This is a genomic window from Streptomyces spororaveus (assembly GCF_016755875.1).
In the GTDB taxonomy this organism is placed as follows: domain Bacteria; phylum Actinomycetota; class Actinomycetes; order Streptomycetales; family Streptomycetaceae; genus Streptomyces; species Streptomyces spororaveus.
Window position 1 is genome coordinate 4,092,531 of the sequence record NZ_BNED01000005.1, and the last position, 18,014, is coordinate 4,110,544.

Genomic DNA, 18,014 nt, shown 5'->3' on the forward strand with positions numbered 1-18,014 from the left:
CCTGACGGGATTACGGACCTTGGGGCACGGGCAGAGCTCGGAGTATGAGCTGGACGCACGACTACGGTGACACCGCGCACGAACGCCGCTCGGCAGCTACGCCGGGCACCTACGAGAGGGCCGGCCGGCACGGCCACGACCCCCGTCTCGGGATTCCGCTCATCCTGCGCCGACGGGCCCGCTGGGTCTCCGCGCGCCTGCGTCATCCACGGACGTAGGGACCCGGCGGGGGCCTCGTCTCAGAGGGCGCAGCCCTGGCTGTCCACCCGGCGTACGGCGTCCTTGCCGACCCGGATGTCGTCGCGGATCTCGTCCGCCGTCAGCACGTAACCGGTGTTGGGGTCGTCGAGGGACTTCGCGAAGACGACCCCGTACACCCTGCCGTCGGGCGTCAGCAGCGGTCCGCCGGAGTTGCCCTGGCGGACCGTCGCGAACAGCGAGTAGACGTCCCGCCGGACGGTTCCGCGGTGGTAGATGTCCGGGCCGTTGGCATTGATCCGCCCGCGGACGCGGGCCGACCGGACGTCGTACCCGCCGTTCTCCGGGAAGCCGGCGACGATCGCGTCGTTGCCGCTCGCCGCGTCCCTCTCGGAGAACTCCAGCGGCGGGGCCTTCAGCTTGGGCACGTCCAGGACGGCGATGTCGCGCGCCCAGTCGTAGAGCACGACCTTGGCGTCGTACAGCCTGCCCTCGCCGCCGATCTGCACGGTCGGCTCGCTGACCCCGCCGACGACGTGCGCGTTGGTCATCACCTTGCCGGGCGCGAAGACGAAGCCCGTGCCCTCCAGCACCTTGCTGCAGCTGGGCGCCGTACCGACGACCTTCACGATCGAGCGCTTCGCCAGATCGGCCACGGGGCTGCTGGCCAGCGTCGGGTCGGGCGCCTGCACCTCGGTGATCGGCTCGTTGGAGAACGGGCTGAACACCTGTGGGAAGCCGTTGCGCGCGAGGGTGGAACTGAAGTCGGAGAACCAGGTGTTCGCCTGCTCCGGGAGGACTCGCGACACGCCGAGGAGGACCTTGGAGTTGCGGACCTCCTTGCCCAGCGTGGGGAGCGAGGTCCCGGCGAGTGCCGAACCGATCAGCCAGGCCACGAGCAGCATCGCGACCACGTTGACCAGGGCCCCGCCGGTCGCGTCGAGCGCGCGCGCCGGTGACCAGGTGATCTGGCGGCGGAGTTTGCTCCCGAGGTGGGTGGTCAGGGCCTGGCCGATCGAGGCACAGATGATGATCACGACCACGGAGATCACGACGACCGTGGTGGACACCTGGGTGCCGTTCTCCGTCACCCGGTCCCAGATCAGCGGGAGCAGGGACACGGCGATGAGACCACCGCCGAGGAAGCCGATCACCGACAGGATGCCGACGACGAACCCCTGGCGGTAGCCGACGATCGCGAACCATACGGCGGCGAGAAGCAACAGGATGTCCAGCACGTTCACGTGGGCCACCGTCTCATGCGCGCCAGTCGAGCGGGACCTGCCGTGAGCGGTCCCACGGACGCTCCCAGCCCGCGAAGTGCAGGATCCGGTCGATCACTCCGGCGGTGAAACCCCAGACCAGAGCAGATTCGACGGTGAATCCCGGCCCCAGGTGGCCGCTCGGGTGAACGGTCGTGACCCGGTGTTCGGGATCCGTGAGATCGGCCACGGGAACCGTGAAGACCCGTGCGGTCTCCGCGAGGTCCACGGCTCCGACCGGGCTGGGGTCACGCCACCAGCCGAGCACCGGGGTCACGACGAACTCGCTGACGGGGATGTAGAGACGGGGCAGCACGCCGAAGAGCTGCACGCCGGAAGGATCCAGTCCGGTTTCCTCCTCGGCCTCGCGCAGCGCGGCGCGCAGCGGGCCGGTGGTGTGCGGATCGCCGTCCTGCGGGTCCAGCGCACCGCCGGGGAAGGACGGCTGGCCCGCGTGCGAGCGCAGCGTGCCCGCACGCTCCATCAGGAGCAGCTCGGGGCCCCGGGCGCCCTCCCCGAACAGGACGAGCACGGCGGACTGCCGCCCGCGGCCGTCCTCGGGCGGCAGGAACCGGCTCAGCTGCCCCGGCTGGACGGACCGGGCCGCCTCGACGACGGGGTCGAGCCAGCCGGGCAGGCCGACGGTGGTGACGGCCGGGCCGCCGCCCCCGCGGGCTCCCACCGTGGTTCCGGCCTCGTCCCGTGTACCGCGCGTCATAGACACCCCTGTCCGCGTCGTCCTGTCCAGCGCCGTCTCCCCACACCGCAAACGCGGTCCGGGTACAGATTCGTTCCTGAGCCGCCGGGTCCGCGGGTTTTTGCGCTCCCGTGCGCCACTGCGCCCCTGGCGGCCCCGCACCCGCTAGGGCGCCGCCACCGGGCCCCCCAGCGGCGGGGCCGGGAGGCCCGGGTAGTCCGGGGGCGGGGTGAGCCGCTGGCCCGGCTGGCCGCCCTTCTCGTACTTGAGCAGCTTCTTCGCCTTCTCCGGGTCGGTCTCGCCCTCCCCGTACGCCGGGCAGAGCGGGGCGATCGGGCAGGCCCCGCAGGCCGGCTTGCGCGCGTGGCAGATCCGGCGGCCGTGGAAGACGACCCGGTGCGAGAGCATCGTCCACTCGCTCTTCGGGAAGATCGCGCAGATCTCGGCCTCGACCTTCTCCGGGTCCTCCTGCTCGGTCAGCTTCCAGCGGCGCACCAGCCGGCCGAAATGGGTGTCCACCGTGATCCCCGGGACACCGAACGCATTGCCGAGGACCACGTTCGCGGTCTTGCGGCCCACCCCGGGCAGCGTCACCAGGTCCTCGATCCGGCCCGGCACCTCCCCGCCGAAGTCGTCCCGCAGGGCCTGCGAGAGGCCGAGCAGGGACCTCGACTTGGCCCGGAAGAACCCGGTCGGCCGGATCAGCTCCTCCAGATCCTCGGGAGCGGCCGCGGCCATGTCCTCGGGGGTCGGGTAGGCGGCGAAGAGGGCCGGGGTCGTCTGGTTCACCCGCAGGTCGGTGGTCTGCGCGGACAGCACCGTCGCGACGAGCAGCTCGAAGGGATTGCGGAAGTCGAGCTCCGGATGGGCGTACGGATAGATCTCGGCCAGCTCGCGGTTGATGCGCCGCGCCCTGCGCACCATGGCCAGGCGCGATTCCGGCTTGACCGCCTTCGGTTTCTTGGCCGAAACTTTGCCCTGAGGGGTGGCCGCAGCCCTCGCGGACGTCTTCACTGGGACATGTTCGCCCACGGCTGAATTTTGGGGCTCCGTCACTCCGCCGGACCCCTTGGCCTGTGCTCTCACCGGCTTATTGGACACCCGGCCAGCCTAAGGCCGCCCGCTGACACCCGCCCGGACCTCAGGTAACACCACTCCGATTGGCCTCCCGCCGCACAGCACGCCCGTACGTCCGGCATCCTTGTGATTGATCGCACTGATACAGCCGTCCGGCAAAATAGGGAGCATCGGTCCCCCTGAGCCGGTCGACATAGGAGAGAGACTCGTGGACGACGTTCTGCGGCGCGCCCCGCTCTTCGCGGCGCTCGATGACGAGCAGGCCGCGGAGCTCCGCGCCTCCATGGGCGAGGTGACCCTCGCACGCGGTGACGCCCTGTTCCACGAGGGCGACCCCGGCGACCGGCTGTATGTCGTGACCGAGGGCAAGGTGAAGCTCCACCGCACCTCCCCCGACGGCCGCGAGAACATGCTGGCCGTCCTCGGCCCCGGCGAGCTGATCGGCGAGCTGTCGCTCTTCGACCCGGGCCCGCGCACCGCCACCGCCACCGCCCTGACCGAGGTCAAGCTCCTCGGCCTCGGCCACGGTGACCTCCAGCCCTGGCTCAACGCCCGGCCCGAGGTCGCGACCGCGCTGCTGCGCGCCGTCGCCCGGCGCCTGCGCAAGACCAACGACCAGATGTCCGACCTGGTCTTCTCCGACGTTCCCGGCCGTGTGGCGCGGGCGCTCCTCGACCTGTCGCGCCGCTTCGGCGTGCAGTCGGAGGAGGGCATCCACGTGGTGCACGACCTGACGCAGGAAGAGCTCGCACAGCTCGTCGGCGCCTCGCGCGAGACCGTGAACAAGGCCCTGGCCGACTTCGCGGGCCGCGGCTGGCTGCGCCTGGAAGCGCGTGCGGTCATCCTGCTGGACGTGGAGCGCCTCGCGAAGCGCTCCCGCTGACGCCGGCCCACAGCCGTTCGAAGGGGTCCTGCCCGACCGGGCAGGACCCCTTCGCGTTCCCCTTCCGCGTTCCCCCTGCGCGTGCGCCGGGGCCACGGCGCCGCGCGGGGGCACCTCCGGCCGACGCACGGCGTCCGGTCGGCCGCCCCGGGCGCGCGGCCAGGCACAGTTGAGCCATGGAGCACAGAGGGATGGACGCGTACGGGTACTTCGAGCGGGAGGGGTCCCTGGGACGGGTGCAGAGCGAGTTCAGGGGCGTCGTGGCGGCCGCCCGGGGCCGGATCTCCGAGGCGTACGGCCGCCGGCTGCACAGCGCCTACCTCTACGGATCCGTGCCGCGCGGAGCGGCCCGGCCCGGGCGGTCCGACCTCGACCTGCTGCTCGTACTGCACCACGTGCCTTCCGACGAGGACCGGGACGGCGCCGAGGTGCTCGCCCGCGGGCTCGACGAGGACTTCCCGGAGGTCGACGGGGTCGCCGTCCTGCTCCGGGACAAGGGGGCCGTGCTGAGCGAGGCGGAACGATTCGACCTGGGCTGGTTCCTCGCCTGCCTGTGCACCCCACTGCTCGGCGCGGACCTGGCCGAGCACCTGCCGCGCTACCGGCCGGACAGCCTGCTCGCCCGCGAGACCAACGGCGATCTGGCCGACGTACTGCCCGGATGGCGCAAGCGGGTGCGGGAGGCTTCGACGCCGCAGGAGTACCGGAAGCTGAGCCGCCTCTTCTCCCGGCGCCTGGTGCGCACCGCCTTCACGCTGGTCATGCCGCGGTGGGGTGGCTGGACGAGCGACCTCGGCGAGTCCGCGGAGATCTTCGGCATGTACTACCCGGAACGCGCGGCTCAGCTGCAGGCCGCGGCCGGGGTCGCGCTGGAGCCCGTCGCGGATCCGGAGGTGCTGCGCGGTTACGTCGAGGACCTCGGGCCGTGGCTGGCCGACGAGTACACGGCCAGGCACGGGACCAAGACGCCGCGCACGGCCTGAGGACCGGCGGGATCCGGAGAGGGCGGCCCGGCGATCGGTCCGCGCCGGGTTCAGGCCTTCTCGGCCGCGGCGAGGGCGTCGACGGCCAGCTTGGCCTCCGCCAGGCCCGCCCCGGTGATCCGGCGGTACTCCTTGATCGCCGAGATGTGCCGGTCGGCCCTGAGGTGGGCGCGCACCTCGTCCATCCCGGCCGGCTCCGGCTCCTCGATGCCGAAGTGGTCCAGCACCAGGGCCAGGCGGCGCTCCATGCGGTCCGCCTTGTTCTGGAGGCTCTGGACCCGGAGGGTCACCGTCGAGGTGATCCATCCGGCCGTCGCGATCAGCATGATCAGCAGGAACACGGTGTTCATTCAGGCCCTCCCGGGATCAGTCCGTGATCTTGAAGGTACTCCAGCTGCGCCCGGACGGACCATTCCGCGGCCGGCCACAGGGACCGGTCCACATCCGCATAGACCTGGGCGACGACCGACTCCGGGGTCAGGCAGCCGTTCTCGACGGCGGTCTCGACCTGGGCGAGCCGGTGCGCGCGGTGGGCCAGGTAGTACTCGACGGCGCCCTGCGCGTCCTCCAGGACCGGCCCGTGGCCCGGCAGGACGGTGTGCACCCCGTCGTCCACGGTGAGCGAGCGCAGCCGGCGCAGGGAGTCCAGGTAGTCGCCGAGGCGGCCGTCGGGATGGGCGACGACGGTGGTGCCGCGGCCCAGGATGGTGTCACCGGTCAGCACGGCCCGGTCGGCCGGCAGGTGGAAGCAGAGCGAGTCGCTGGTGTGGCCGGGGGTCGGGACCACGCGCAGCTCCAGCCCGCCGGTCCGGATCACGTCACCGGCGGCCAGGCCCTCGTCGCCGAGGCGCAGGGCCGGGTCCAGGGCGCGGACCTTCGTACGGGTGAGCTCGGCGAAGCGGCCCGCGCCCTCGGCGTGGTCGGGATGGCCGTGGGTGAGCAGGGTGAGGGCGATCCGCTTGCCGGCCTGCTCGGCGGTGGCGATGACCGCCCGCAGGTGTACGTCGTCCAGCGGGCCGGGATCGATCACGACGGCGAGGTCGGAGCCAGGCTCCGACACCAGCCAGGTGTTGGTGCCGTCGAGGGTCATCGCGGAGGCGTTGGGGGCCAGGACGTTCACCGCGCGGGCGGTCGCGGGCCCGGAGGTGACGACTCCGCGGGGCTGTCCGGGCAGTGCGGCGGCGTCGGTCATGCGGGGCCTCCCGGACCTGCGGGCTCGGCGGGACCTGCGGGACCCGAGGCATCCGCGGGACCCGCGGCATCCGCGGGACCCGCGGGGCGGACCCGCTTGGTGAACTCGTCGTGCCCCGGCCAGCTGAGCACCAGCTCGCCGTCCTCCAGCGTGGCCTGGGCCAGCACGGGGGCGAGGTCCTGCTCCGCCGCGGAGGCGAGAGCGCCCGCGGCGGTCCCGTACGGCTCCAGCGACCGCAGCGTGGAGATGGTGGGCGGCATCATCAGCAGCTCGCCCTTGTCGTACCCGGCGGCCGCGTCGGCCGGGCGGATCCACACGGTCCGGTCGGCCTCGGTGGAGGCGTTGCGGGTGCGCTGCCCCTCGGGGAGGGCGGCGACGAAGAACCAGGTGTCGTAGCGGCGCGGCTCGAACTCGGGGGTGATCCAGCGCGCCCAGGCGCCGAGGAGGTCGGAGCGCAGCCGCAGGCCGCGGCGGTCCAGGAACTCCGCGAAGGACAGCTCCCGTGCCACGAGTGCCAGCCGGTCGGCCTCCCAGTCGTCCCCGGTGGTGTCGCCGACGATCTCGTCCGGGGTCTGCCCGGCGAGCAGCACGCCCGCCTCCTCGAAGGTCTCCCGTACGGCGCCGCAGACGATGGCCTGGGCGGTACGGGGATCGGTCCCGAGCCGGGCCGCCCACTCCTCCTGGGAGGGGCCCGCCCAGCCGACCTGGTGCTCCTCGTCGCGGGGATCGACCCCGCCGCCCGGATAGGCGTACGCGCCCCCGGCGAAGGCCATGGAGGCCCGCCTGCGCAGCATGTGCACGGCGGGACCGTCGGGGGTGTCGCGCAGGAGCATCACGGTGGCGGCGCGCCGCGGATCCACCGGGACGAGCGAGCCGTCCGCGAGCGCGCGGATGCGGTCGGGCCACTCCGGCGGGTACCACTGGCCTCCGGCGGGGGGCTGCTGCTGACCATGCTGACCATTCGGCATGGCCGGATGCTACGGCCATCCGGCCCGATGTTCGAGGGTCCCCCGTCACAGGTGGCCGACACGGGCGGCCGATACGGGCCTGTCACCGGCGGTCCGGCCCCGGCGCCACGCGGGACGGGCCGGGAATCGCGCGGTGCGCGACCCCGGCCCGTCCCGGCGGAAACCACCCCGGAGGGTCAGGCTCCGGCGACCAGCTCCACCTGGATCTCGACCTCGACCGGGGCGTCCAGCGGCAGGACCGCCACGCCGACGGCGCTGCGGGCGTGGACGCCCTTCTCGCCGAGGACGGCGCCCAGGAGCTCGCTCGCGCCGTTCAGCACACCCGGCTGGGCGGTGAAGTCGGGGGCGGAGGCGACGAAGCCGACGACCTTCACGACACGCGCGATCTTGTCGAGGTCACCCACGACCGACTTGACGGCGGCCAGGGCGTTCAGCGCGCAGGTGGCGGCCAGCTGCTTGGCCTGCTCCGGCGAGACCTCGGCGCCGACCTTGCCGGTGACCGGCAGGCTGCCCTTGATCATCGGGAGCTGGCCCGCGGTGAAGACGTACGCACCCGACCGTACGGCCGGCTGGTACGCGGCCAGCGGCGGAACAACCTCGGGAAGGGTCAGGCCGAGCTCGGCCAGCTTCGCCTCGACGACGCCGCTCATGCCTTCTCCCGCTTGAGGTAGGCCACGAGCTGCTCGGGGTTGTTCGGGCCGGGCACGACCTGGACGAGCTCCCAGCCGTCCTCGCCCCAGGTGTCCAGGATCTGCTTGGTGGCGTGAACCAGCAGCGGGACCGTCGCATATTCGAACTTCTTGGTCATGGGAGCGAGGGTAGTGCCTGTCGTGCGGGCCGCACGCCGCCCCCGGAGCCGACGGTCGGACACCTCACCCGGGCAGGCGCCGGGCCGCCCCGGCACCGGCCCGACGCGGACCGTCGCCGGCCCGACGTAACGGAGCTCACGCCCGAACACTCCGGCAGAACCACCCGGCACCACCGGAGTCGAAGCGAAGGAATTAGGCTCGGGCGCTGTGAGCAGGCTCCAGGTGGTCAGCGGCAAGGGCGGCACCGGCAAGACCACGGTCGCCGCAGCACTCGCGCTTGCCCTCGCACGCGAGGGCGGCCGGACTCTTCTCGTGGAGGTCGAGGGCAGGCAGGGGCTCGCGCAGCTCTTCGGCGCCGAGGCACTCCCCTACGAGGAACGGAAGATCGCCGTGGCGCCCGGCGGGGGCGGTGAGGTCTACGCGCTCGCCATCGACGCCGAACGGGCGCTGCTGGACTACCTCCAGATGTTCTACAAGCTCGGCTCGGCCGGCCGCGCCCTCAAGAAGCTCGGCGCCATCGACTTCGCGACGACCATCGCCCCCGGGCTGCGCGACGTCCTGCTGACCGGCAAGGCGTGCGAGGCGGTGCGGCGCAAGGACAAGGCCGGCCGGTACGTCTACGACCACGTGATCATGGACGCGCCGCCGACCGGGCGGATCACCCGGTTCCTGAACGTCAACGACGAGGTGGCGGGCCTGGCCCGGTTCGGGCCCATCCACAACCAGGCCCAGGCCGTCATGAAGGTCCTCAAGTCCCCCGAGACGGCCGTGCACCTGGTCACCCTCCTGGAGGAGATGCCCGTCCAGGAGACCGCCGACGGCATCGAGGAACTGCGCGCGGCCGGCCTGCCCGTCGGCCGGGTCGTCGTCAACATGGTCCGGCCGCACCACCTGGACGAGGACACCCTGCGCACCGCGGCCGGCGACCACCGCGCCGAGGTGGCGAAGTCTCTGTCCCGGGCGGGCCTCGGCGGGGCGCGCCGCGGCGGGCTGGCCGAGCGGCTGGTGGACCCGCTGCTCACGCAGGCCGCCGAGCACGCGGGCCGGGTGGAGCTGGAGCGCGCGCAGCGCACCGTACTGGCGGGGCTGGACCTGCCGACGTACGAACTGCCCCTGCTCGGCGCGGGGATGGATCTGGCCGGGCTGTACGCGCTGGCCAAGGAATTGCGGAAGCAGTCGGTGGCCGAATGAGCGAGGGGGTGGACACCGTGGGCATGGACACTCCGCCGCGACTGGCGGTCGACCGGCTGTTGGACGACCGGGAGACCCGGATCATCGTGTGCTGCGGGGCGGGCGGGGTCGGCAAGACCACCACGGCCGCGGCGCTCGGCGTACGGGCGGCCGGGCGCGGGCGCAAGGCCGTCGTGCTCACCATCGACCCGGCGCGGCGGCTCGCGCAGTCGATGGGCATCGACTCGCTGGACAACACCCCGCGCAAGGTGGAGACCGTAGGGGCGGGCGACGGCGAACTGCACGCCATGATGCTGGACATGAAGCGGACCTTCGACGAGATCGTCGAGGCGCACGCGGACGGCGAGCGGGCCCGGGCCATCCTCGCCAACCCCTTCTACCAGTCTCTGTCGGCCGGCTTCGCGGGCACGCAGGAGTACATGGCGATGGAGAAGCTGGGGCAGCTGCGGGCCCGGGACGACTGGGACCTGATCATCGTCGACACTCCGCCGAGCCGGTCCGCGCTGGACTTCCTGGACGCGCCGAAGCGGCTCGGGTCCTTCCTGGACGGGAAGTTCATCCGGGTGCTGATGGCGCCGGCCAAGGTGGGCGGGCGGGCCGGGATGAAGTTCCTGAATGTCGGCATGTCGATGATGACCGGCACCCTCAGCAAACTGATGGGTGCCTCGCTGCTGAAGGACGTGCAGACCTTCGTGGCCGCGATGGACACGATGTTCGGCGGCTTCCGCACGCGCGCGGACGCGACCTTCCGGCTGCTCCAGGCTCCTGGCACGGCCTTCCTCGTGGTCGCCGCGCCCGAGGCGGACGCCCTGCGCGAGGCGGCGTACTTCGTGGAGCGGCTGGCCGCGGAGCGGATGCCGCTGGCCGGTCTGGTACTGAACCGGGTGCACGGCAGTGGCGCCGCCCAGCTGTCCGCCGAGCGGGCGTCGGCCGCCGCAGAGAATCTTGAAGAAGGCGGCATTGTCGATCAGGAGTCCGGGAAAGCTGGACTTCGTGACTCGGGCGCTGAACCGACCGAACCGACCGAACCGACCGAACCCAGCGAACCCACCGAAGGCGACACCGCGGTCGTCGACCGGATCACGGCAGGACTGCTGCGCCTGCACGCCGAGCGCATGCAGGTGATCGCGCGTGAACAGCGCACACGCGATCGCTTCACCTCACTGCACCCCGAAGTGGCGGTGGCGGAAGTGGCCGCCCTGCCCGGCGATGTGCACGACCTCGCCGGGCTGCGGGCCATCGGAGAACGACTCGCGGCCGGGGTACCGGCCGGAGCGTAGGCGTGGGTACGTCGTGGTGGCCGTGTGGTCTACCCGGCTGCCGCGTATGTCTCGTACTCCACGTCGATCTCCGCGTCTGCATCCATGGTGAGGATGCCTGTGCTGCGCTCGTACTCCGTACGTGCGGTTTCGAGCAGCCGTCGCCACGAGGTGACGGTGGGACGCCGGCGCAGCAGCGCACGTCGTTCCCGCTCGGTCATTCCACCCCACACGCCGAACTCGACACGGTTGTCGAGCGCGTCGGCCAGGCATTCGGTCCGCACCGGACATCCGGTGCACACCGCCTTGGCCCTGTTCTGTGCCGCTCCTTGAACGAACAGTTCATCCGGATCGGTAGTGCGGCAGGCTGCCTGCGCACTCCAGTCGGTAACCCAGCCCATCCCGGCGCCGTCCTCTCCCGAATCGAGGCTCCCCCACGGCGGCAGCGGCATATTCACCGCTGCCAGTTGAGGACGTTACGGAAGGCGAGCACAGTGCAACACCCCCGACGGGCCCAATCTTGAATGGTCCGAACGGACTATGGGTAAGCGGCAGATCACCCGACGGAGTGATCCGGCGACATGCCCGGCCATTGCGGCAATTCGGGTGTAATCGTCACTTCTAGCTCAACCGAGGGGCGAGATTCGGACATGTGTCCACCCCATTCGGGAAGGGTGAAAATCAAGCCGAGGGGTTGATGTCGCACCACACTGCTGTGACAGTTGGGGACAGCTTAGGCCAAGGCATTCGCGCGTGTCCGGTGAATGAGAACGTAGGCTGCCCCCATGGGAAAGAAGCGCTCGGGCGGCGGGCTCACGGGGAGCCAGCAGGCCGCCAAGTTCCTCGGGGTGTCCGTCCTCTCCGGGGTTGTAATGGCCGGCATGGCGATTCCGGCCGCTGGCGCCCTGGGCCTGGCGGCCAAGGGGACGGTCGAGGGATTCGATGAGATTCCGGCCAATCTCAAGACTCCGCCGCTGAGCCAGCGGACCACGATTCTGGACGCCGAGGGTGGCACGATCGCCACCGTCTATTCGCGCGACCGGCAGGTGGTCCCGCTCACGGCGATCTCCCCGTACATGCAGAAGGCGATCGTCGCCATCGAGGACTCGCGTTTCTACGAGCACGGCGCGGTCGACCTCAAGGGCATCCTGCGCGCGGTGAACCGCAACGCGCAGGAAGGCGGCGCCGCGCAGGGCGCCTCCACCCTCACCCAGCAGTACGTGAAGAACGTGTTCGTCGAAGAGGCCGGCGACGACGAGACGAAGGTGCGCGAGGCCCAGGAGAAGAGCCTCGGCCGGAAGATCCGCGAGCTGAAGTACTCGATCCAGGTCGAGGAGGAGCTCGGGAAGAAGAAGATCCTCGAGAACTACCTCAACATCACCTACTTCGGCCAGCAGGCGTACGGCATCGAGTCCGCCGCCCAGCGCTACTTCAGCAAGCCGGCCAAGGACCTGACGCTGGAGGAGTCCGCGATGCTCGCGGGCGTCGTGCAGTCGCCGAGCCGGTACGACCCGGTGAACGACGTGCAGGAGGCGACGAAGCGCCGCAACATCGTCCTGCAGCGGATGGCCGACACCAAGGACGTCTCGCAGGCGGAGGCCGACGCGGCGAAGGCGAAGCCGCTCACCCTCAAGGTGACCAAGCCGAAGAACGGCTGCATCACCGCCGTCAAGGGCGCGGGCTTCTTCTGCGACTACGTGCGCAACTCCTTCCTCACCGACACGGCCTTCGGCAAGACGCGCGAGGACCGGGCGAAGGTCTGGAACCAGGGCGGCCTGACGGTACGCACCACCCTGGACCCGCAGTCGCAGGACGCCGCCAACGAGTCGATCAAGGATCACGTCTACCAGGAGGACTCGATCGCGACGGCTGTGACCATGGTCCAGCCGGGCACCGGACGGGTGCTGGCGATGGGTCAGTCGAAGCCGTACGGCTTCGGGAAGAACGAGACCCAGATCAACTACTCCGTGGACAAGCGGATGGGCGGCTCGAACTTCGGCTTCCAGGTCGGCTCGACCTTCAAGCCGTTCATCGCGGCGGCCGCCATAGAGCGCGGCATGCCGGCGACCAAGGTGTACCCGGCGCCCAACAAGCTGGAGTACCCGACGCCGATCTCGCGCTGCGACGGCAGCTCGTGGCTGAACCTGCCGATCAACGGCAAGACCCAGACGGCGAAGAACGAGACCGAGGACGAGGTCGGCCCGTACGCACTGCGGACGGCGATGGAGAAGTCCATCAACACCTACTTCGTCGAGATGATCGGCGAGATCGGCCTCTGCCCGGTGACGGAGATGACGCAGAAGCTCGGCGTCGTCCCGGCCGACGGCTCCAAGATCCCCGAGGCCCCGTCGATCGCGCTCGGCTCCGCCGAGCTCTCCCCGCTGACGATGGCCAACGCGTACGCGACCTTCGCCAACCGCGGCGTCTACTGCACCCCGGTCGCCATCGAGTCGATCACCGACGCGCACGGCAAGGCGCTCGCCGTGCCGAAGTCCAAGTGCGAGCGGGCGATGGCCACCGAGACGGCCGACACCATCAACACCCTGCTGCGCGGAGTGGTCGACTCCGGTACCGGTGAGCGGGCCGGTCTGAGCGACCGCGACAGCGCCGGCAAGACCGGTACGACGGACGAGCGCTACAACGCCTGGTTCGTCGGCTACACGACGAACGTCTCCGGCGCGGTGTGGGTCGGCTCGGGCGGCGCGAAGAAGATCACGATGGAGAACATCGTGATCGGCGGCAAGCCCTACGACAAGGTCTTCGGCGGCGGTCTGCCCGGTCCGATCTGGAAGGACGCCGTCAGCGGCGCGCTCTCCGGCCGCGAGTCGGGCAACTTCGTCACCGTCGGCATCGCGGAGCCGACCCTCCCCACCGGCGGCCCGCGCGGCAACAAGCCGCCGACGACCCCGACCCGGCCCGGCAAGCCCGGCGGTGACGGCAAGCCCGGCGGGCGGCCCGGCGGCCAGACCGGCGGAAACCACGGGGGTGCCACGGGCGCCACGGGCGACGTCCAGCCGCAGCCCCCGTTCCCCGGGATCTCGATCGACCCGAACACGGCCGGCGTGATCGGCGGCCGCGACGACCAGTAGCCCGGCAGGGCCGCCGGCGCGCAGCCCGGCATACAGAAGGGGGAGGGCCCCGGCCGACACCGGCCGGGGCCCTCCCCCTTCTTCCGTTCCGCGGTCCTACGAGAGCTGCTGCTTGACGACGGCGGCGACCCGGCCGCCCTCCGCCAGCCCGGCGACCTTCGGGTTCACGATCTTCATGACGGCGCCCATGGCCCGCGGCCCCTCGGCACCCGCGGCCTTGGCCTCCTCGACGGCCTGCGCCACGATCGCGACGAGCTCGTCGTCGCTGAGCTGCTTGGGCAGGTACGTGTCGAGGAACTCGCCCTCCGCGGTCTCGCGCGCGGCCTGCTCGGGACGGCCGCCCTGGGCGAAGGCCTCCGCGGCCTCGCGGCGCTTCTTCGCCTCCTTGGCGATCACCTTGAGGACTTCCTCGTCGGAGAGCACACGTGCCTCCTTGCCCGCGACCTCCTCCTTGGTGATGGCGGAGAGGGTCAGGCGCAGCGTCGACGAGTGCAGCTCGTCGCGCGCCCGGATGGCGGTCGTGAGGTCTTCCTGGAGCTTGGCCTTGAGCGTGGTCATGGATGTGAGTGTGCCAGGTGCGGGGGCAGTGGCGCTCAGGGGTTTTCCCGGTCTGCGACGATGGGTCCATGCGTGCGCGTTACGGAGTACCCCTGAAGGCGGCTGCCGGAATCGCTGCGGTGGGGGCCGCGGGTGTGGCCTATGCCGCCGGTTTCGAGGCGCGGTCCTTCCGCCTGCGCCGGGTCACGGTGCCTGTCCTTCCCCAGGGGATGCGCCCGCTGCGCGTGCTCCAGGTCTCCGACATCCACATGGTCGGCGGACAGCGCAAGAAACGTGCCTGGCTGCAGTCCCTGGCCGGCCTGCGCCCCGACTTCGTGGTGAACACCGGCGACAACCTCTCGGACACCGAGGGCATCCCCGAGCTGCTCGACGCCCTGGGCCCCCTGATGTCCTTCCCGGGCGTGTACGTCTTCGGGTCGAACGACTACTACGGGCCGCGCCTGCGCAACCCCGGGCGCTACCTGATCGAGCGGACCCAGGGCCGTCACGGGCTGAACGGCAACAAGCCGGTCGTCGGCGCCGTCCACAACCCGTGGGAGGAGATGCGGGACGCCTTCGACGCGGCCGGCTGGCTGAACCTCACCAACACCCGGGCGCGGCTGAAGCTGGACGGCCTGGAGCTGGCCTTCACCGGGCTCGACGACCCGCACATCAAGCGGGACCGGTACGCGAGCGTCGCCGGCGGCCCGGAGGCCGGCGCGGACTTCTCGATGGCGGTGGTGCACGCCCCGTACCTGCGGGTCCTGGAGTCCTTCACCGCCGACCGGTACCCGCTGATCCTCGCGGGCCACACCCACGGCGGGCAGCTGTGCATCCCCTTCTACGGGGCGCTCGTCACCAACTGCGACCTGGACACGAAGCGGGTGAAGGGGCTCTCCACGCACGAGGCGGAGGGCAACCGCGCGTACCTGCACGTCTCGGCCGGCTGCGGCACCAACCGGTTCACCCCGGTCCGCTTCGCGTGCCCGCCGGAGGCGACGCTCCTGACGCTGACCCCGAAGGGGTAGGACACGCCGGAACGACCGCCCGCCGCGCCCGGCACCGGCGGTGTCCCCCGCCCCGGTCCGCACCGCGGCAGCGGCTCCGCGAAAACCGGATTTCGTCTCCGGCGAGAGGTCCGCTAAAGTAATCGATGTCGCCAGGGCAGCAAGCGCTGCAAGGTGGCGATCGGGGTGTAGCGCAGCTTGGCAGCGCGCTTCGTTCGGGACGAAGAGGTCGTGGGTTCAAATCCCGCCACCCCGACTTCGTAAGACCAGGTCAAGGGCTTGATCCGCATCGCGGGTCAGGCCCTTCCTGCGTTTACGGGCCTGTCTTGGGAGCCATCTGGGAGCCGACCCCGGAATCCGGCTCCCACGGGGAGCCGGGCCGAGCGCTCGGAAAGCTCACCCCAAGGCTTGTGCCGCAACGAGCGCTGGCGATACGACGATCACATGCACCGTTGGTCACCCCTCAACGATCGCCAACTCGCCCTCCTGACCCGGATCGGGGAGAGCGACGAACCTGTCACGTCAGACACCCCCGAATTCGCCGCCACCGCCCGAGCCCTGAAGGAGCGGGGGCACATCGTCATGCCCAAGGAGGGCGGAAGATGGCAGGCGGAGATCACCGAGGTTGGGCGCTTCTACCTCCAGCACGGCCATCACCCCGACAGGGCCGAGCCGGCGCCACGGAAGTCACGCCCGGCAACGCCGTCCGGCCCCGGGAAGCAGGAATCCGAACACCCCGAGCAGCAGGCCGCTGCCGAGCGGAAGCTCCCCGTGCAGCGCGTTGCCAAGGCCCCACGGCGTTCTCCTGCGGACATCGGGCAAGCTCTAGTCGCCGAGGTACAGCAGGCCGGCCGCTTCCTGCGGATCCCCAACCCAGACGAGGCGGAGCGAGCCCGCTACCGAAGGGCTTTTGACGCGGCTCGTCAGTGTGCGCCTGCCGGGTACCACCTGAAGTACAGCGGGCGGGCCAAGGGGGATTTCTTCCTGGGGCTGCTCCGGGTGACCGGCGAGGACGACACGGAGTGGAACCGGATCCGCCTGGCGCGCAGTCGTGTGATCACCGACGTGGACGACGTCCTAGCTGCCGTGACTGCGGACCACAGCGCCTTCGAGATCTCCGAGGGAGTCCTTCCTCGCGTGTTGTCCCTGCTCCGCCTCATCGCCGAGCAGGCCCTCCCCCTGCACGGGGAGATCGCCGTGTCCAAGAAACGCAGGCAGGCGAGGCCGCTGCTCACGATCCATGGCCGGACGTACGAGATCACCTTCAAGGAACGGCAGAAGCAGGTCCGGTACGTGCCCAAGCCGGCGGGCCGCCGCACGTACGACTGGCAGCGGGTCGTCCCGGCGCAACGTTTCGAGCCGTCCGGCGAGCTGGAGATGGTTCTCGCCCAGCAACAGGGCTACCAGTACGGCTGGAAGAAGGAGTGGGCCGACACCGAGAAGAAGCCGCTTGAGGACCAGATCGGTTCGGTACTCCGGGCGCTGAGAGCCCGGGCCGATGAGCAGGAACGGGCCCGGCTGGAGCAGGAGGCCGAACAGCGTCGGCTCCGGGACGAGCGGGAACGGCAGCAAGCCGAGAACCGCCGACTGGAAGCCGAAAGGCAAGAGCGCGCCCAACGGGAGTGGGAGGCCGCGGTCGGCGCGGCTTCAATCAAGGCGGTGGACGCGGCTCGGGCCGAACACTTCGGCACCGCGCTGGAACAGTGGCGAGCCGCAGGAGAGATCCGGACCTTCTGCACGGCGCTGGATGAGGCCGCCGCCCAGACGGAGGACCCCTTCGAGGCCGAGCGGCTCCGGGAGTGGTCGGCGTGGGGCAGGGCGGAGGCCGACCGCCTGGACCCCACCCTGAACGGGAAGGGTCTCGGTGTCCGCAACTTCCACGCCGAGCCGACGGGGGACGAGTTGCGGCCGTTCCTCGACGGCTGGCACCCGCACCGCCCGGAGAAGGTGAAGCCACCGGTGGAGCCCACACCGCCCAAGCCGGAGCCCGAGCGGTGGCGCGACGGCTTCAACGACGTACGTCGGGACCAAGGCTGGAGATATGGACCCCAAGGCCGCGCTCAATGGTGGAGGCGATGACGCCGTGCCCACGGTCCCGGAGCGCCTTCACCGCCTGCTCGACCAGTTCGCCGAGTCGCAGCACCTCGGCACGTAGGGCGACGAGCTCGTCGTAGCGCTCGGCCTTCTCCTCCCCGCACCACTCCCGGACGGTGCGCAGGGCGGCGGCCTCTGCATCCAGCTTCCGGTCGTCCCGGCGGTGGTACGAATGCCAGGAGGGCCGGGCGCGCTCCTCGTCCACGGCCTGCTGACGGCGGTCCACCTCCGGCAGGACCTCCTCGGCCAGGCGCTGGGCCACCTGCCGCGCGATCCGCTCGGCGATCGGCCAGCCCACCAGGCAGAGGCCGTTGCGGTCCTCGTGGACCATGGCGTCGCCGCGAAGGTCGGCGGGGTCCATGCCGACGAGCGGCGCCGTCTCGTCGAGGTGGCCGAGCTCCAGCACGCCCGCGTCCGCCACCGCCTTGCGCAGACGCAGTCGCCCCTTGGGGCGGACGAAGCCCAGGATCATCCGCGCCGCCTCGAACTCGGCGCTACCCCGCACCTCCCTCGACGCCTCGGTCAGGGCGAGCTCCGCCGTGTCATCCGCACGGAAGGCATCGACATCAGCCCAGAGCGCGACCAGACAGCCCGCGCTGACCCACTCCTGCAGTCCGGCCTCATCGCCGTCCAGGAACCGCACGTGGATGCCTGACCTGCCGGAGGCGCCCACCCGGACGATCTCCACCTGGCGCAGGGCACCACCCAGCTCCTTCGGCTTGGCCCGATAGGCCAAGCGCTCCCCGATCTCCATGCCTCCATTGAGCC

Annotated in this window: 18 protein-coding genes and 1 tRNA gene; 8 read left to right on the forward strand and 11 right to left on the reverse strand. The window is 71.0% G+C overall.

The window, feature by feature from the left end; all coding sequences use genetic code 11:
- Positions 1–239: 239 nt before the first annotated feature.
- The 3 genes from Sspor_RS20680 to nth all read right to left on the reverse strand — a co-directional run bounded on the left by Sspor_RS20680 (position 240) and on the right by nth (position 3,171).
- Positions 240–1,442 (reverse strand): MarP family serine protease, encoded by a 1,203-nt coding sequence (locus Sspor_RS20680; protein WP_202200462.1) that lies wholly within the window; start codon positions 1,440–1,442, stop codon positions 240–242.
- 13 nt (positions 1,443–1,455) lie between these two features.
- On the reverse strand, positions 1,456–2,178 hold the full coding sequence (locus tag Sspor_RS20685) for an NUDIX hydrolase (RefSeq protein WP_202200463.1): 723 nt from the start codon (positions 2,176–2,178) through the stop codon (positions 1,456–1,458).
- 144 nt (positions 2,179–2,322) lie between these two features.
- On the reverse strand, positions 2,323–3,171 hold the full coding sequence (gene nth, locus Sspor_RS20690; RefSeq protein ID WP_237403945.1) for an endonuclease III: 849 nt from the start codon (positions 3,169–3,171) through the stop codon (positions 2,323–2,325).
- Between the two features lie 271 nt (positions 3,172–3,442).
- On the opposite strand from nth, the gene Sspor_RS20695 reads away from it, so the two are divergent.
- Positions 3,443–4,117 (forward strand): Crp/Fnr family transcriptional regulator, encoded by a 675-nt coding sequence (locus Sspor_RS20695; RefSeq protein WP_003981529.1) that lies wholly within the window; start codon positions 3,443–3,445, stop codon positions 4,115–4,117.
- Between the two features lie 176 nt (positions 4,118–4,293).
- Positions 4,294–5,100, forward strand: a complete 807-nt coding sequence (locus Sspor_RS20700; protein WP_202200465.1) for a nucleotidyltransferase domain-containing protein — start codon at positions 4,294–4,296, stop codon at positions 5,098–5,100.
- Positions 5,101–5,150: 50 nt separating this feature from the next.
- Here Sspor_RS20700 and Sspor_RS20705 read toward each other — a convergent pair whose 3' ends face one another.
- From Sspor_RS20705 to sp36, 5 genes are all read right to left on the reverse strand, one after another.
- Positions 5,151–5,450 carry a hypothetical protein gene (locus tag Sspor_RS20705; protein WP_202200466.1) on the reverse strand — a complete coding sequence of 100 codons (300 nt, stop codon included), beginning with the start codon at positions 5,448–5,450 and terminating at the stop codon, positions 5,151–5,153.
- Entirely contained in the window at positions 5,447–6,292 is an 846-nt protein-coding gene (locus Sspor_RS20710; RefSeq protein WP_202200467.1) for an MBL fold metallo-hydrolase, read from the reverse strand. Before Sspor_RS20710 ends, Sspor_RS20705 begins: the two co-directional genes overlap by 4 nt.
- Positions 6,289–7,260: an NUDIX hydrolase gene (locus Sspor_RS20715; protein ID WP_202200468.1), complete on the reverse strand. Its 972-nt coding sequence runs from the start codon at positions 7,258–7,260 to the stop codon at positions 6,289–6,291. The genes Sspor_RS20710 and Sspor_RS20715 overlap by 4 nt, the downstream gene beginning before the upstream one ends.
- A 176-nt stretch (positions 7,261–7,436) precedes the next feature.
- Positions 7,437–7,910: a RidA family protein gene (locus tag Sspor_RS20720; protein WP_202200469.1), complete on the reverse strand. Its 474-nt coding sequence runs from the start codon at positions 7,908–7,910 to the stop codon at positions 7,437–7,439.
- Positions 7,907–8,068, reverse strand: a complete 162-nt coding sequence (sp36, locus tag Sspor_RS20725; RefSeq protein WP_007264966.1) for a Sp36 family protein — start codon at positions 8,066–8,068, stop codon at positions 7,907–7,909. The genes Sspor_RS20720 and sp36 overlap by 4 nt, the downstream gene beginning before the upstream one ends.
- A gap of 208 nt (positions 8,069–8,276) precedes the next feature.
- Here sp36 and bagA point away from each other — a divergent pair, with 208 nt between their 5' ends.
- Entirely contained in the window at positions 8,277–9,260 is a 984-nt protein-coding gene (gene bagA, locus Sspor_RS20730) for an ATPase BagA (RefSeq protein ID WP_202200470.1), read from the forward strand.
- Entirely contained in the window at positions 9,257–10,540 is a 1,284-nt protein-coding gene (gene bagB, locus Sspor_RS20735) for an ATPase BagB (protein ID WP_202200471.1), read from the forward strand. Before bagA ends, bagB begins: the two co-directional genes overlap by 4 nt.
- A 29-nt stretch (positions 10,541–10,569) precedes the next feature.
- On the opposite strand, the gene Sspor_RS20740 is transcribed toward bagB, so the two are convergent.
- Positions 10,570–10,920 (reverse strand): WhiB family transcriptional regulator, encoded by a 351-nt coding sequence (locus Sspor_RS20740; RefSeq protein ID WP_202203763.1) that lies wholly within the window; start codon positions 10,918–10,920, stop codon positions 10,570–10,572.
- Positions 10,921–11,304: 384 nt separating this feature from the next.
- On the opposite strand from Sspor_RS20740, the gene Sspor_RS20745 reads away from it, so the two are divergent.
- Positions 11,305–13,608, forward strand: a complete 2,304-nt coding sequence (locus Sspor_RS20745; protein WP_202200472.1) for a transglycosylase domain-containing protein — start codon at positions 11,305–11,307, stop codon at positions 13,606–13,608.
- Positions 13,609–13,704: 96 nt separating this feature from the next.
- Here the strand turns inward: Sspor_RS20745 and Sspor_RS20750 are convergent, their stop codons facing one another.
- A complete protein-coding gene (locus Sspor_RS20750) occupies positions 13,705–14,166 on the reverse strand; it encodes a GatB/YqeY domain-containing protein (protein ID WP_202200473.1) in 462 nt (153 codons plus the stop codon).
- A gap of 68 nt (positions 14,167–14,234) precedes the next feature.
- Here Sspor_RS20750 and Sspor_RS20755 point away from each other — a divergent pair, with 68 nt between their 5' ends.
- The 3 genes from Sspor_RS20755 (at position 14,235) to Sspor_RS20765 (ending at position 17,231) form a co-directional block, all read left to right on the forward strand.
- Positions 14,235–15,173: a metallophosphoesterase gene (locus Sspor_RS20755; RefSeq protein ID WP_202200474.1), complete on the forward strand. Its 939-nt coding sequence runs from the start codon at positions 14,235–14,237 to the stop codon at positions 15,171–15,173.
- A 161-nt stretch (positions 15,174–15,334) separates the two neighbouring features.
- A tRNA-Pro gene (locus Sspor_RS20760) sits at positions 15,335–15,408 on the forward strand.
- Between the two features lie 188 nt (positions 15,409–15,596).
- A complete protein-coding gene (locus Sspor_RS20765) occupies positions 15,597–17,231 on the forward strand; it encodes a cell envelope integrity TolA family protein (RefSeq protein WP_202200475.1) in 1,635 nt (544 codons plus the stop codon).
- Here the strand turns inward: Sspor_RS20765 and Sspor_RS20770 are convergent.
- On the reverse strand, positions 17,161–18,000 hold the full coding sequence (locus Sspor_RS20770; RefSeq protein ID WP_202200476.1) for a PE-PGRS family protein: 840 nt from the start codon (positions 17,998–18,000) through the stop codon (positions 17,161–17,163). The genes Sspor_RS20765 and Sspor_RS20770 overlap by 71 nt on opposite strands.
- Positions 18,001–18,014 lie beyond the last annotated feature (14 nt).